Here is a 14,189-nt window from a genome sequence, read left to right on the forward strand (position 1 = left end):
GGAATTTTGCAAATGACTGATTCGACCCAACTGTTCCCGCCCTTCGCCGAAGAAATGCTCCCCGGCGGCGGCCATCGTTCCTTCGTCTTGAAGCGCGGACAACTGCTGCGCCTGACCGACCTGCGCGGCGGCGCCAACGTCAGCCTGACAATGCTCAACGCCAATGAAAAAACCGAACGCCTGAACCTGCCCGACAGCCTCAAATGCCAACACACCGCCAAGCTCACCGCCGGCCACTGCCTGTACTCGGACATGGGCCGCGTGCTGGCTGCCATCACTGCCGACACCTGCGGCTGGAGCGACAGCCTCGGCGGTGTGCTCTGCGCTGAAGAGGTGGCCGAAAAATACGGCACCGGCCGCTATCAGGAACTGCGCAACGGCTTCTTGCGTAACGGCACCGACAACCTGCTGGTGGAACTGGGCAAGTGGGGGCTGGGCCTGTCCGACCTGCTGATGACCCTCAATCTGTTCAGCCGCGTGAACGTCGATGACGCCGGGCGTTTCCACTTCGTAGAAGGCAACTCCAAGGCTGGCGACTACATCGAGTTGTACGCGCCGATGGACACCCTGGTGGTGCTCACCGCGCTACAACATCCGATGGATCCGACGCCGGACTATGCACCGAAACCCTTGAAGCTCAGCTGGATGAACGCCGACGCCAGCGTTGCCGAACACTGCCGCACCTCGCGCCCGGAAAACGAGCGCGGCTTCATCAACACCGACCGTTTGTTCGCCTGAGGATCGCTGCCATGTCACTCGCAATCGCCACCGCTCCACAGTCGCCTGAAACGGCCGCCTACCGCGCCACCATCCCCGCCGGCGAACCCTGGCTGATGGAGGTCAAGGCCGGCCAGACCCTGCGCATCCTCGACCTTGAGGGCAATCAGGCCGTCGACACCTTGTTCTACAGCGTTGCCAATCCCAAAGAGCGCTACGACGTACAGCGCACCCTGCGCCGGCAGAACAGCGTGTACCTGAGCACCGGCAGCGTGCTGTATTCCAACCTTGGCAAGCCGATGCTGACCATCGTCGCCGACACTTGCGGGCGTCACGACACCCTGGGCGGTGCCTGTGCGCAAGAGAGCAACACCGTGCGCTACGCCCTGGAAAAACGCTACATGCACAGCTGCCGCGACAACTACCTGCGTGCCTGCGCTCACGATGGCCGCCTGGGCAAGGGCGACATCGGGCCGAACATCAACTTCTTCATGAACGTGCCGGTCACTGCTGATGGCGGCCTGACCTTCGAAGATGGCATCTCGGCACCGGGCAAGTACGTCGACCTGCGGGCCGAGATGGACGTGATCGTACTGATCTCCAACTGTCCGCAACTGAACAACCCGTGCAATGCCTACAACCCTACGCCTGCGGAGCTGCTGGTATGGAACTGAAACATTCGCGGTTGCGCCGCTGGTTGTTTGCCTTGTGCCAGGCCCGATCAGGGCAGTGCCTGAAAAAGTAAAAACCACCACCCCCCTGTAGGAGCGAGCTTGCTCGCGAAAAACCCAAGAGCACCACTGGGTATCTGGCTTTACGCGTAATCGTTCACGACCATCGCGAGCAAGCTCGCTCCTACAAGAGGCCAATGGTGTTTTGGAACGAATTGATTATTCCACCGGGGACGACCCCGTTGCCTTTCAAAAAACTGCGGGACGGCCCGCATCCCCTTCAGGGGTTATGCCATGTTCGAAAAAGTCCTGATTGCCAACCGTGGCGCCATTGCCTGCCGCATTCTGCGGACCTTGCGCGAGCTGCAAGTTCAGGGTATCGCCGTGTACTCCGAAGCCGATGCCGCCAGCCTGCACATCCTGCAAGCCGACGAGGCCCACAGCCTCGGCGAAGGTGCGGCCGCCGGCACTTACCTGATGGTCGATAAAATCCTCGCCATCGCCAAAACCACTGGCGCCACCGCGATCCATCCCGGCTACGGCTTTCTCTCGGAAAACGCCGCGTTCGCCGAAGCCTGCGAGGCCGCCAACATCGCCTTCATTGGCCCGACGCCCGAACAACTGCGCGTGTTCGGCCTCAAGCACACCGCCCGCGCCCTGGCCAAACGACACGGCGTGCCCATGCTCGAAGGCACCGAGTTGCTCGACAGCCTCGACGCCGCATTGGTCGCCGGCGAACAGGTCGGCTATCCGGTGATGCTCAAAAGCACCGCCGGCGGTGGCGGCATCGGCATGCGCGTGTGCCGCAGCGCGGCCGAGTTGAGCGAGTCCTTCGAAGCGGTCAAACGCCTGGGTCAGAACAACTTCAGCGACGCCGGGGTGTTCATCGAGAAGTACATCCAGCGTGCCCGCCATCTGGAAGTGCAGGTGTTCGGCGACGGTCGCGGCGAGGTGATCGCCCTCGGTGTGCGCGATTGCTCGGTGCAACGCCGCAACCAGAAAGTCCTCGAGGAAACCCCGGCGCCGAACCTGCCCGACGGCATGGCCGATGAGTTGTGCGCAGCGGCCATCAAACTGGCCAAAGCGGTGAATTACCGCAGCGCCGGCACCGTGGAATTCGTCTTCGACAGCGACGCCCGGCGCTTCTACTTTCTGGAAGTGAACACCCGCTTGCAGGTGGAACACGGTGTCACCGAACAGGTATGGGGTGTCGATCTGGTGCGCTGGATGGTGCAACTGGCGGCCGGTGACCTGCCGCCGCTGAGCGATCTGGCGAAGGGTTTGAAACCGCAGGGTCATGCGATTCAGGCACGGTTGTATGCCGAGGATCCAGGCCGCGATTTTCAACCCAGCCCGGGGTTGCTCACCGCCGTGGATTTCCCGGTAGCCGATGGCATTCGACTACGCATCGACACCTGGGTCGAGGCTGGCTGCGAGATCCCGCCCTACTTCGACCCGATGATCGCCAAGGTCATCAGTTGGGCGCCGACTCGCGAGAAGGCCACTGCGGACCTGCATCAGGCGCTGGGCGACAGCCTGCTCTATGGCGTGGAAACCAACCGCGACTACTTGCGGCAGATTCTGCTGGATGCGCCTTTTACCAGCGGCCAACCGTGGACCCGTTGCCTGGAAGGCCTGGTGTATCAGGCCAACACGTTCGAGGTGCTCAGTGCGGGCACCCAGACCAGCGTGCAGGACTATCCCGGTCGCCTCGGTTACTGGGCGGTGGGTGTTCCGCCGTCGGGGCCGATGGACAGTCGCGCGCTGCGTCTGGGCAACCGTTTGCTGGGCAACGAAGAAGGCGCCGCGGCGCTGGAAATCACCATGAGCGGGCCGTTGCTGCGCTTCAATTGCGAGGCGGTGGTGGCGGTGACTGGTGCGGTGATTGCATTGCTGCTCAACGGCGAAACTGTGCCGATGAACACTGCGCTGTTGGTCGCCGCAGGATCCACCTTGAGCCTCGGCACCATTGCCGGCGCTGGCGCGCGCAGCTATCTGTGCCTGCGTGGCGGCCTGCAAGTACCGGATTATCTGGGCAGCAAAAGCACCTTCACCCTCGGCCAGTTTGGTGGCCACGGTGGCCGCGCCTTGCGAGCCGGTGATGTGTTGCACCTGCCAGCCCTGAATGACCGCAGTGCCGGTCGGCAACTGGCTCAAGAGCAGCTCACCGAACTGCCTGCGATTCGGCAGATACGGGTGATCTACGGCCCCCACGGTGCGCCGGAATATTTCACCGAAAACTACATCGGCACCTTCTTCGCCACGCAGTGGGAAGTGCATTTCAACTCCAGCCGCACGGGCGTGCGCCTGATCGGGCCGAAACCTGAGTGGGTGCGTGCCGACGGCGGTGAAGCCGGTTTGCATCCGTCGAACATCCACGACAATCCGTACGCGATCGGCGCGGTGGATTTTACCGGTGACATGCCAGTGATCCTCGGCCCGGATGGCCCGAGCCTCGGCGGGTTCGTGTGCCCGGTGACGGTGATCGAGGCGGATCTTTGGCAATTGGGGCAGCTCAAGGCGGGGGACAAGGTGCAGTTCTCCCCTGTCGACCTCAAGACCGCCCGCACCCTTGCCTTGAAATGGCAACCCTGTAGGAGCTGGCTTGCCAGCGAAAACGGTGCGTCAGACACATCAAGGTTGGCTGAAAGGGCCCCTTCGCTGGCAAGCCAGCTCCTACAGGGGGTTGTGTCGCCTGTTGTATTGGACATTGGGCAGGGTGATACGCGGCTGGTCGCAAGACTGTCCGGCGATACTCACCTGCTGCTGGAAATCGGCGCCCCTGAACTGGACCTCGTCCTGCGCTTTCGTGCCCACGCCCTGATGCAGGCGCTGGAAAGCAAAGACCTGCAGGGCGTGATCGACCTCACCCCCGGCATCCGCTCACTGCAAATCCACTATCAGCCCGAGCGACTGTCTGTGTCGGATCTGCTCGGTATCGTTGCCGGCGAATGGGACGCCGTGTGCGCCGCCAAAGACCTGCAAGTACCGTCGCGCATCGTTCATCTGCCGCTGTCCTGGGACGACCCGGCGTGCCAGTTGGCCATCGAGAAATACATGACCACCGTGCGCAAGGACGCGCCATGGTGCCCGAGCAACCTGGAGTTCATCCGCCGCATCAACGACCTGCCGAATCTCGATGAAGTACAACGCACAGTGTTCGACGCCAGCTACCTGGTGATGGGCCTGGGTGACGTCTATCTCGGCGCACCGGTCGCCACCCCTCTCGACCCGCGTCATCGCCTGGTCACCACCAAGTACAACCCGGCGCGCACCTGGACCGCGGAAAACTCGGTGGGCATCGGTGGCGCCTACATGTGCGTCTACGGCATGGAGGGCCCCGGTGGTTATCAGTTTGTCGGGCGCACGCTGCAGATGTGGAACCGCTACCGCGAAGTCGCTGCCTTCGATGGCAAACCATGGCTGCTGCGGTTTTTCGACCAGATCCGTTTCTACCCGGTCAGCGCCGATGAACTGCTGCGCATTCGCCGGGATTTCCCCCTCGGGCGCTTCGACCTGAACATCGAACACAGTCAATTGAACCTGGCGGATTACCAGGCATTTCTGGCGCAGGAAGCCGAATCCATCAACGCTTTTCGTGCACAGCAACAAGGAGCGTTCAACGCCGAACGCGAACGCTGGATCGCCAGCGGCCAGGCCCATTTCGACAGTGAAGAGCCGGCCCCGGAAGCGACCGAAGAGGCGCCGCTGGCCAGCGGCCAACAGAGCGTCGACAGCCACTTTGCCGGCAACCTCTGGCAGGTCCGGGTCGAGGCTGGCAGCCGCGTCGAGGCCGGTGACGTGCTGGTGATCCTGGAGTCGATGAAGATGGAAATCCCCCTGCTCGCACCGATGGCCGGCGTAGTGCGCGAGATTCGCGTGCAACCGGGTTCGGCGGTGCGCGCCGGACAGCGCGTCGTGGTGCTGGAACTCGACTGAACCCATTTTGAAAAGGACTCACGCCATGAACATCAATCTGCAACTCGACGCCCTGCGCGGCGCTTATCGCGAAGGCCGCACCACACCACGGCAATTGCTGCTGCAACTGCGGGACAAAGCCGCAGCACTGAACCCGGACTATCACCTGTTCATCCACTTGCTCAGCGCCGAGGAACTGGAACCTTACCTCGCCGCCCTCGACGGTCGCGCTCCCGACAGCCTGCCGCTGTATGGCGTGCCGTTCGCGATCAAGGACAACATCGACCTGGCGGGCATTCCGACCACGGCGGCGTGTCCGGCATTTGCCTACGTGCCAGAGCGTTCGGCGACCATCGTCGAGCAACTGCTGGCCCTCGGTGCGATTCCGTTGGGCAAGACCAACCTCGACCAATTCGCTACGGGACTCAATGGCAGCCGCTCACCCTACGGCGCGTGCCCCAACAGCGTGCTGCCGCAGTACCCGTCGGGCGGATCCAGCGCCGGTTCGTCGCTGGCGGTGGCGCTCGGTGTCGCGAGTTTTTCCCTGGGCACCGACACGGCAGGCTCCGGGCGTGTGCCGGCGGCGCTGAACAACCTGGTCGGCCTGAAAGCCACCAAGGGCCTGATCTCGACGGCCGGCGTCGTACCGGCCTGTCGAACGCTGGATTGCGTCACCACGTTCACCACCACCGCGCGGGAGGCCAGCCACTTGCTGGCACTCACCGCGCGCCTCGATCCACGGGACGAATACAGCCGCAGCAACCCGCTGTGGAACGACGGCTCGGCGTTCGGTACACCGCGACCGTTCCGTTTCGGCGTACCGCGCGCGCAGGACCTGCAATTTTTCGCTTGCCCTGAAGGCCCGCTGTTGTTCGGTGATGCCATCGACCGCCTCAAGGCCTTGGGCGGCGAGGCAGTGGAACTGGACCTGTCGCCGTTTCTGGAGGCCGCCCGCTTGCTCTATGAAGGCCCGTGGGTGGCCGAGCGCTACAGTGTGGCCGGTGAGTTGATGGCGCAAAACCCCGAAGCCGTGTTGCCAGTGATTCGCGCCGTATTGGCCAAGGCGCCCGCCGTCGACGGCGTGCAAACCTTCCGCGCCCAATACCGCCTGCAAGCGCTCAAAGCCTTGTGCGACAACGCGCTGAAGGGCCTCGATTGTGTCGTCACGCCGACCATCGGCCGCCCGGTGACGCTGGCTGAACTCGAGGCCGAACCGGTGCTGCGCAATTCGGAACTGGGCTACTACACCAACTTCATGAACCTGCTCGACTACGCCGCCGTCGCCGTGCCCAGCGCCTTCATGGACAACGGCATGCCTTGGGGCGTGACGCTGTTCGGGCGGGCCTTCACCGATCAGTATCTGTTGAGCGTGGCGGATGCCTTGCAGCGTCAGCAAGGCCTGGCCGCACCTGCCCCGGCGCCGGTTGCACGCCATGATCGGGCGCGGCTGGTGGTCTGCGGCGCGCATCTGGACGGGCTGGCGTTGAACTGGCAACTCAAGCAGCGCGGCGCCCGCCTGGTGGAAACGACCTTCAGCTCGACAGACTACCAACTCTATGCCCTGGCCGGCGGTCCGCCGTATCGTCCGGGCATGGTCCGCGTGAAGGATGGCGGCGTGGCGATTGCGGTGGAAGTCTGGGAGTTGCCGAGCAGCGAGTTGGGTTCGTTCCTGACCGGGATTGCGGCACCGCTGGGGTTGGGCAAGGTGCAACTGGCGGATGGTCGCTGGGAGAGCGGGTTTATCTGTGAGGCCTATGGATTGGAGGGCGCGGTAAATATCAGCCATTTTGGCGGGTGGCGGATGTATCTGAAAACACTGCTGTGATCTTTCGATTCGCTGGCAAGCCAGCGCCTACAGGGCCAGCGCAGAACTTGTAGGAGCTGGCTTGCCAGCGAAGGCATCAGCTCAGGCACCGCCGCACCTGATCCCTGCCGATTTACCCTATGAACCCAGCAGCTATTTACCGGCAGCCCGAAGACAGCTTGCACAGCCTGCTGTCGCGGGCGGATCATGGGATGTATCGGGCCAAACAAAGTGGCCGCAACCGAACCTGCGTAGAGAAGTCTCACTCCGCCCATGAACCAGCCTGACCTCTGCCCCGCCTGCGGCGCCCCCAACGACTGCACCCTGGCCGACCCGCGAACCGCCGACCGCGCCTGCTGGTGCTACGGCGTCAGCATCGACCCGGCTGTGCTCCAGGCGCTGCCGACGGAACTGCGCGACGCCTCGTGCCTGTGCCCGCGTTGCGCCGAAGTCGAAGCGCAGCTGCAAGCAGTGTCCAAGTCAATCAAGTAAGATGCGCGCCCCTTTCTTCACCGATCCTTAGCCATGCGCGTCGACCGCTTCCTCAGCAATCTGCCGTGCTTCAACCGTAAGCAGGTGCGCCTGTTGCTGGTGGAAAAACGCGTCAGGGTTGACGGAAAAATCGTCAGCGACCCCCACAGCGAAGTCCGCGAATTCAGCCGCGTCGAAGTCGACAACAACGTGCTGCAAGTCGGTAAACCCCTGCGCCACTTCATGCTGCACAAACCTGCCGGTTGCGTCAGCGCTACCAAGGACCCGCAGCACCCGACCGTGCTCGACCTGATTGATGAACCGGACAAGGAAGAACTGCACATCGCCGGACGCCTGGACTTCAATACCACCGGTCTGATGCTGATCACCAACGACGGCAGCTGGTCGCGACGCTTGACCCAACCGCAGACCAAACTGCCCAAGGTCTATTACGTCGAAACCGAACAGGATATCGGCCCTGAATACGCGATCAAGTTCAGCGAAGGGCTGTACTTCGCCTTCGAAGACATCACCACGCAACCAGCCGGTCTAGAGCTGCTCGGGGCAAAATGCGCACGCCTGAGCATCGTTGAAGGCCGCTATCACCAGGTCAAGCGCATGTTCGGCCACTTCAACAACAAGGTGATGCGCCTGCACCGCGAACGCATGGGGCCGCTGGTGCTCGACGACGCGTTGAAACCGGGCGAATACCGCTCACTGAGCAATGCTGAGATCGGATTGATCTAAGCAGGCGACCGCCGAGCAGAAAGTTGTCGAACAATTTACCAATGGCACTTGCGCGATGACGTGACCCCTGCTTGAATCAGGACGTCGGCCGAAATGTGACCGATGAGTCATCCCATACTTCTAAGAAACTTTTTGCCGGTAGGAACCCTTCGGTTCCGGCCTCATCCGGCAGACTGCCCGCCAATAACAATACCCGTCGACCGGACTGCAGTGGATCGACATGGGCCTCTCAAATTCCAGGCGTATGCCTACCTGTCACAAAGCTCGTGCAATCTCATTTGCGCGCATACCCGCTTGCCAGGAGTCTTATGACATGAGGCCAGAAATCGCTGTGTTGGATATACAGGGTCAGTATCGGGTTTACACGGAGTTCTATCGCGCAGACGCCGCAGAGAAGACCATTATCCTGGTCAACGGCTCGATGGCCACGACTGCGTCGTTTGCACAAACCGTGAAAAACCTCCATCCGCAGTTCAACGTCGTCTGCTACGACCAGCCCTACGCGGGCCGGTCAAAAGCCCACAACCTGCATGAAAAAATGCTCACCAAGGAAATCGAAGGACAGATCCTGCTTGAGCTGATCGACCACTTCGCCGCCGAACACGTGCTGTCGTTTTCCTGGGGCGGTGCAGCAACCATGATGGCGTTGTCGCAACGACCACGGCGCATCGAAAAAGCCGTGATCAGCTCGTTCTCCCCGGTGATCAACGCACACATGCTCGACTACCTCGAGCGCGGCGTCGAACACCTCGGCAACCTGGACCGCGACCGGGTCGGGCACCTGGTGAACGACACCATCGGCAAACACCTGCCGTCGTTGTTCAAGCGCTTCAACTATCGCCACGTCAGCTCCCTGGCCGAACATGAGTACGGGCAGATGCACTTCCACATCAACGACGTGCTGCACAACGATCGCCAGTGCTACCTGCACGCGGCGAAAAAAATCGACGTGCCGGTGCTGTTCCTCAACGGCGAATGGGACGAATACACCGCCGCCGCCGACGCCCGGTTGTTCGAAAGCCACGTGCAACACAGCACGTTCAGCACCATTCAGGCCACCGGCCACTTTCTCGACATGGAGCACAAAGCCGCCTGCCGAGACAGCCGCAACGCACTGATGGGTTTCCTGAAACCTGCGCAACTCGAAAGCCGACCGCGTTACCACTACGTCCAGGAACACCATGCATTGGCAGGCTGAAGTAGCGTCATCGCGAGCAAGCCCCGCCCTGCTGCGTTAAACGCATTCTGCAGGCGCGAGGTTTGCCCGCGATCGACCGTCAGGCGGTCCGGGCTTCTTTGTCGCATCTGCGTTAAACCCGCCCCACGTAAAGAAAAACTTCAAATCCGCGGCCGTATCTGGTACAAAGTCAGCGCTCTGAGCGGGTGTCGTATAATGGCATTACTCCAGCTTCCCAAGCTGATAACGAGGGTTCGATTCCCTTCACCCGCTCCAATCGAATTTTGATCTCACGTCAGGGTGGTTTTGACGGGGGATGCAGAGACAGAAAAAACCGGTCCGAGTGGCCGGTTTTTTTATGGGCGGGATTTGGGTCAGCGTCTCCAAACCCTGAAAATTAGCGTTTTCGCGCAAGATCCAGGTTTTGTGAACGTTTTCTTGTCCCGATAAAGGATTTCCTCCACGACATCAGAGATTGCAACTCTCCAAAACCCAGACTAATATCTCCCAAAACGGGAGGAAGTGTAGTGCGTGTGATTGCAAAAGGAACATTGCGGGAGTTCTGGGAAAGTAGCCCGGCTTATGCTGACTCCGAAACACCACTGGTTGAATGGTATCGGCACATGGAGAAAGCCGTTTATGGCACGCCGCAAGAGGTTAAAGCTGAGCTGAGAACGGCCAGCATCCTCAAGGGTGGCAGGGTTGTATTCAACATCGGTGGCAACAAATACCGAGTAATCATGGCAATCGACTATCAGCGCCAGCTTGGTTTCATACGATTCGTTGGCACCCACGCCCAGTACGATCAGATCAACGCGGAGACCGTGTGATGGACATTAAACCTATTCGCAACCAAGAAGACCTGACTGCAGCATTTGCACGCGTGGAACAATTGTGGGGAGCTGAAATTGGTTCGCCTGAGGGCGATGAGCTGGAAATTCTGGCACTACTCATCGAAAAGTACGAAGACGAGCATTACCCGATGCCGCCCTCCGATCCGATTGAGGCAATTAAATTTCGCATGGACCAGCAGGGCCTGACTCCTCGCGATCTGGAACCCTTCATTGGCACGAGCGGAAGGGTATCTGAGGTGTTGAACCGCAAACGTAAATTGAGCCTGTCGATGATCAAGCGCTTGCACGACGGGTTGCGGATTCCTTACGAAAGTTTGCTGGCGGGTGTTGTCTGATAACGTAAGCCTCCCCCCAATTTCAACCTCACGTCAGGATGGTGGCGGGAGATGCAGAGATTGAAAAACCGGTCCAAGTGGCCGGTTTTTTTGTGCCTGATATTCAAACGCAACGTGTTCGTGGCAAAAACTCGTAATACACAAAACACCTCATCTCGGGCTTGCCCAAAGCCATTGCCGCAGCGCCCTCCTAGACTCGAAGCCTATCGCTCTCCCACCGAACCCAGGAAGGTTTGGTAGGTATAGTGTTGATAACAAAATTTCAGTAGGTATAGTAACCACAAGCACACCACAGGGAGGTGATGTGAATAGCCGATTTTTGATAAGCCAACTCCTTGCGGACGGCTGGTATCTGGTACGAATCAGAGGCAGCCATCATCACTTCAAGCATCCGACCAAACCGGGGCTGGTGACTGTCCCTCACCCGAAGAAAGATCTGCTCAAGAAAACGGCCATCAGTATTTTGCAACAGGCGCTGCTCTGAGGAGCCCGAAGCGCTACGTCCGTGGAGGACAATGAACATGCTGTACCCAATTGCAATTTCAATGGGTGACGACCAACACGCCTGGGGCGTGGAAATTCCCGACATTCCGGGGTGCTTTTCCGCCGGGGAAGACCTGGATGACGCGATGGCCATGGCGCGGGAAGCCATCGAGGGCCACTTCGAGATTCTGGCCGAAGACGGCTCGCCCATTCCCCCAGCCAATAAAGTGACCTTGCATGCTGCCAACCCAAAATATGCGGGGTGTGCGTGGGCACTGGTGGACATCGACGTCACCAAATACCTGGGCAAGGCACAGAAGCTGAACATCACGTTGCCTGGCTACCTGCTCAACCGGATTGATGAGTACGTACTGCATCACCCGGAAGAGAAAAGCCGTTCGGGTTTTCTGGCCTCGGCGGCACTCAAGGTGTTGCAACAAGGCTAGAAACGTCTTTTTCTGAAATGAACAAACCGGTCCCAAGTGGCCGGTTTTTTTTGTGGGCGGGATTTGATGAAGGGCCCGTCAAAGTCAGTGCAAAGACCCATCTTTAAAGGCCCAACGGAGATCAACATCAGAAAAAGCAACGTCCTACACGACACTGGGAAATGTCCGTACACTTGCGCATTGCTGTGCCTTTGTCATGAGACCTATAGTCCGACCGCGCCCAAATGGCGTATCGGGTTTGGCGACTCGATGCCGTGGTACAGGAGCCTCCGAGAGTTTCTCGGAGTGCTTTTGAACGCAGTTGGCTACCTGTTTTTTGGTAGCTGTGCGTGGGAGACCTCAGGGTCTGCCGGTTTTACCATGGCCCGGTTCGCCAACCCGCGTACAGCTACCACCCTATTGTTTGGCGACAATTGAGTGGTGCGTCCTCCTCCAACATGGTGATCACTCATGAATGAATACATGGCTTTAACCAGCAACGCCGACGACCTCCCCTCCCTCTACGTCAACACCACCCAACCCCTGCACTCCCTGCTCAGCACCGCCAGATACAGAATTCGCGCCGTGACGCAGCTTCTTGAAAATCTCGCAATGCGCGGCGACCTGACCTCTGACACCGTGGTGCTGAGCGACTTCGCATTGCTCTGCTGCGTGCCGCTGCGCGACGGTTGCGATGTGCTGGACGTTATCGCTCGACGCATGGATGCAGCGCCGTCCTGACGCCCCATGCCCGGTCTTCCAGTGCTGGCTTGGTCCGGTACTATGGTCGGGCTTTTTCTCTCCGGGAAATGGACTTTTACATGACTCAAAACATCTACGACGACCCTGAATTCTTCCAAGGCTACAGCCAGATGGCCCGCTCCATCGGCGGTCTCGATGCCGCGCCGGAATGGCCTGCACTGAAAGCCATGCTGCCGCCCATGCAGGGCTTGAAGGTGGTGGATCTCGGTTGCGGCTACGGTTGGTTTTGTCGCTGGGCCAGTGAGCAAGGTGCTGACAGCGTGCTCGGTCTGGACGTATCGGAAAAGATGCTGGAGCAAGCGCGCAAGACCACATCCGCATCAAACATCCGTTATGAGCGCGCCGATCTGGAACAGCTCGATCTGCCCGCCGCCACGTTCGATCTGGCCTACAGCTCCCTGGCGCTGCATTACATCAAGGACTTGCCTGGACTGTTCACGCATCTCTACGCAGCCCTCAAACCCGGATCGCATTTCGTGTTTTCCATCGAGCATCCGATCTTCATGGCTCCGCGCAATCCTGGCTGGATCATCGATGCCGAGGGCCGCAAGAGTTGGCCCGTGGACGGTTACCAACTGGAGGGGGAGCGCGTGACCAACTGGCTGGCGGACGGCGTTATCAAGCAGCATCGAACCATCGGGACGTTGTTCAACTCGCTGATAGCGGCGGGTTTCAACATCCGCCATGTCAACGAATGGGGGCCGAGCGATGCCGAGGTCACAGCGCAACCGGCCCTTGCCGAAGAGCGGGAACGGCCAATGATGATGTTGGTCAGCGTTCAGCGTTGATAAAAAAGGGACAGATAAGTCTGTCCCTTTTTCCCATCAGCGGGTCGCGACGATAAACAGTCGCGGAAACGGCAGCAGTACCGAACCATCGGCCAATACCGGATACGCCCGCTCGATAGCGACCTGATACTGCTTCAGATACTGCACCCGTTCCGCCTCGTCCAGCGGATCGAGAAACGGCCGCAGTGCGCTGCCCTTGAACCACTCCACCACGCCAGACGCGCCGCCCGCCAAAGGATGGTGGTAGGTGGTGCGCCACACATCGACGCGGGTGCAACAGGCTTTGAGTATCGAGTAGTAACCGCTGGCATCGGCCATTTCAGTCCGCTGCCCGGCGGCGCCTGCCAGTTTGCCGACCCAAGGGCCATCAGCGGCGACTTCACGCATCAAGCGGTGCGAGTGTTCATTCAGGTTGTCAGGCATCTGGACAGCCAGGCTGCCACCCGGCGAGAGTTTGCTCACCAATGAAGGCAACAACGTGGCGTGATCAGGCACCCACTGCAATACCGCGTTGGCGAAAATCACATCGAACGGGCCGCTATCGTTCCAGGTGTCGATGTTCGCGACATCAAACTGCACCTGCGGCAGACGCTTGCGCGCGGCCTCGATCATGTCGATCGAACTGTCCAGGCCTCGGACCGTGGCGTTGGCAAAACGCTCCACCAGCAACTCGGTGGAGTTACCGGGCCCACAACCGATATCGATGGCCGAACGCACATCCCCGGCGGGGATGGCCGCCAGCAGGTCACGGGCGGGACGGGTGCGTTCATCTTCAAAAGCGACGTACTGTTTGGCGGACCAACTCATTGCGTTCTCCTGTTGGTGTGTTGTCGTGATCTGGGCAGACAACCAGTTCGCTACGATACATCGGCCAATAGGCTCTGCTCTATTCCACCTTTGAAGCAAAAACTTCTGTGGGAGCGAGCTTGCTCGCGATGGCGATTGCACAGTCAACATCGTCGTCGACTGACATGGCGCTATCGCGAGCAAGCTCGCTCCCACAGATTTTTCACCTTAACTGATCGGCCTAGACTCTA

General features: G+C 60.1%; 14 protein-coding genes and 1 tRNA gene. 14 read left to right on the forward strand and 1 reads right to left on the reverse strand.

What is annotated here, in order from left to right; all coding sequences use genetic code 11:
• Positions 1–12: 12 nt before the first annotated feature.
• The 14 genes from KGA81_RS26505 to KGA81_RS26570 all read left to right on the forward strand — a co-directional run bounded on the left by KGA81_RS26505 (position 13) and on the right by KGA81_RS26570 (position 13,152).
• On the forward strand, positions 13–738 hold the full coding sequence (locus KGA81_RS26505; RefSeq protein ID WP_223549991.1) for an urea amidolyase associated protein UAAP1: 726 nt from the start codon (positions 13–15) through the stop codon (positions 736–738).
• An 11-nt stretch (positions 739–749) separates the two neighbouring features.
• Positions 750–1,391 (forward strand): urea amidolyase associated protein UAAP2, encoded by a 642-nt coding sequence (locus KGA81_RS26510; RefSeq protein ID WP_223549993.1) that lies wholly within the window; start codon positions 750–752, stop codon positions 1,389–1,391.
• A gap of 291 nt (positions 1,392–1,682) precedes the next feature.
• The gene (gene uca, locus KGA81_RS26515) at positions 1,683–5,327 is read left to right on the forward strand and encodes an urea carboxylase (protein WP_223549995.1); all 3,645 of its coding nucleotides are present in this window, start codon (positions 1,683–1,685) and stop codon (positions 5,325–5,327) included.
• 25 nt (positions 5,328–5,352) lie between these two features.
• The gene (gene atzF, locus KGA81_RS26520; RefSeq protein WP_223549997.1) at positions 5,353–7,131 is read left to right on the forward strand and encodes an allophanate hydrolase; all 1,779 of its coding nucleotides are present in this window, start codon (positions 5,353–5,355) and stop codon (positions 7,129–7,131) included.
• A 252-nt stretch (positions 7,132–7,383) separates the two neighbouring features.
• Positions 7,384–7,602: a cysteine-rich CWC family protein gene (locus tag KGA81_RS26525; protein WP_223549999.1), complete on the forward strand. Its 219-nt coding sequence runs from the start codon at positions 7,384–7,386 to the stop codon at positions 7,600–7,602.
• 33 nt (positions 7,603–7,635) lie between these two features.
• Complete coding sequence (locus KGA81_RS26530) at positions 7,636–8,328, forward strand: pseudouridine synthase (protein ID WP_223550002.1); 693 nt, start codon at positions 7,636–7,638, stop codon at positions 8,326–8,328.
• A gap of 313 nt (positions 8,329–8,641) precedes the next feature.
• Entirely contained in the window at positions 8,642–9,526 is an 885-nt protein-coding gene (locus KGA81_RS26535) for an alpha/beta fold hydrolase (protein WP_223550004.1), read from the forward strand.
• 181 nt (positions 9,527–9,707) lie between these two features.
• Positions 9,708–9,781 (forward strand) — tRNA-Gly (locus tag KGA81_RS26540).
• Positions 9,782–10,032: 251 nt separating this feature from the next.
• A complete protein-coding gene (locus KGA81_RS26545) occupies positions 10,033–10,335 on the forward strand; it encodes a type II toxin-antitoxin system HigB family toxin (RefSeq protein ID WP_007984692.1) in 303 nt (100 codons plus the stop codon).
• Positions 10,335–10,694 carry a type II toxin-antitoxin system HigA family antitoxin gene (locus tag KGA81_RS26550; protein ID WP_150727554.1) on the forward strand — a complete coding sequence of 120 codons (360 nt, stop codon included), beginning with the start codon at positions 10,335–10,337 and terminating at the stop codon, positions 10,692–10,694. Before KGA81_RS26545 ends, KGA81_RS26550 begins: the two co-directional genes overlap by 1 nt.
• Before the next feature lie 304 nt (positions 10,695–10,998).
• On the forward strand, positions 10,999–11,178 hold the full coding sequence (locus tag KGA81_RS26555; protein ID WP_223550006.1) for a type II toxin-antitoxin system HicA family toxin: 180 nt from the start codon (positions 10,999–11,001) through the stop codon (positions 11,176–11,178).
• 37 nt (positions 11,179–11,215) lie between these two features.
• Positions 11,216–11,623 carry a type II toxin-antitoxin system HicB family antitoxin gene (locus KGA81_RS26560; protein ID WP_223550008.1) on the forward strand — a complete coding sequence of 136 codons (408 nt, stop codon included), beginning with the start codon at positions 11,216–11,218 and terminating at the stop codon, positions 11,621–11,623.
• A 450-nt stretch (positions 11,624–12,073) separates the two neighbouring features.
• Positions 12,074–12,343, forward strand: coding sequence for a short-chain dehydrogenase (locus KGA81_RS26565; RefSeq protein WP_223550010.1), 270 nt, complete (start codon positions 12,074–12,076; stop codon positions 12,341–12,343).
• A gap of 80 nt (positions 12,344–12,423) precedes the next feature.
• Positions 12,424–13,152: a class I SAM-dependent methyltransferase gene (locus tag KGA81_RS26570; protein ID WP_223550012.1), complete on the forward strand. Its 729-nt coding sequence runs from the start codon at positions 12,424–12,426 to the stop codon at positions 13,150–13,152.
• A gap of 36 nt (positions 13,153–13,188) precedes the next feature.
• Here the strand turns inward: KGA81_RS26570 and tam are convergent, their stop codons facing one another.
• On the reverse strand, positions 13,189–13,959 hold the full coding sequence (gene tam / locus KGA81_RS26575) for a trans-aconitate 2-methyltransferase (RefSeq protein WP_223550014.1): 771 nt from the start codon (positions 13,957–13,959) through the stop codon (positions 13,189–13,191).
• Positions 13,960–14,189: the final 230 nt, after the last annotated feature.

Source organism: Pseudomonas sp. A-B-19 (assembly GCF_019947515.1).
Taxonomy (GTDB): Bacteria; Pseudomonadota; Gammaproteobacteria; order Pseudomonadales; family Pseudomonadaceae; genus Aquipseudomonas.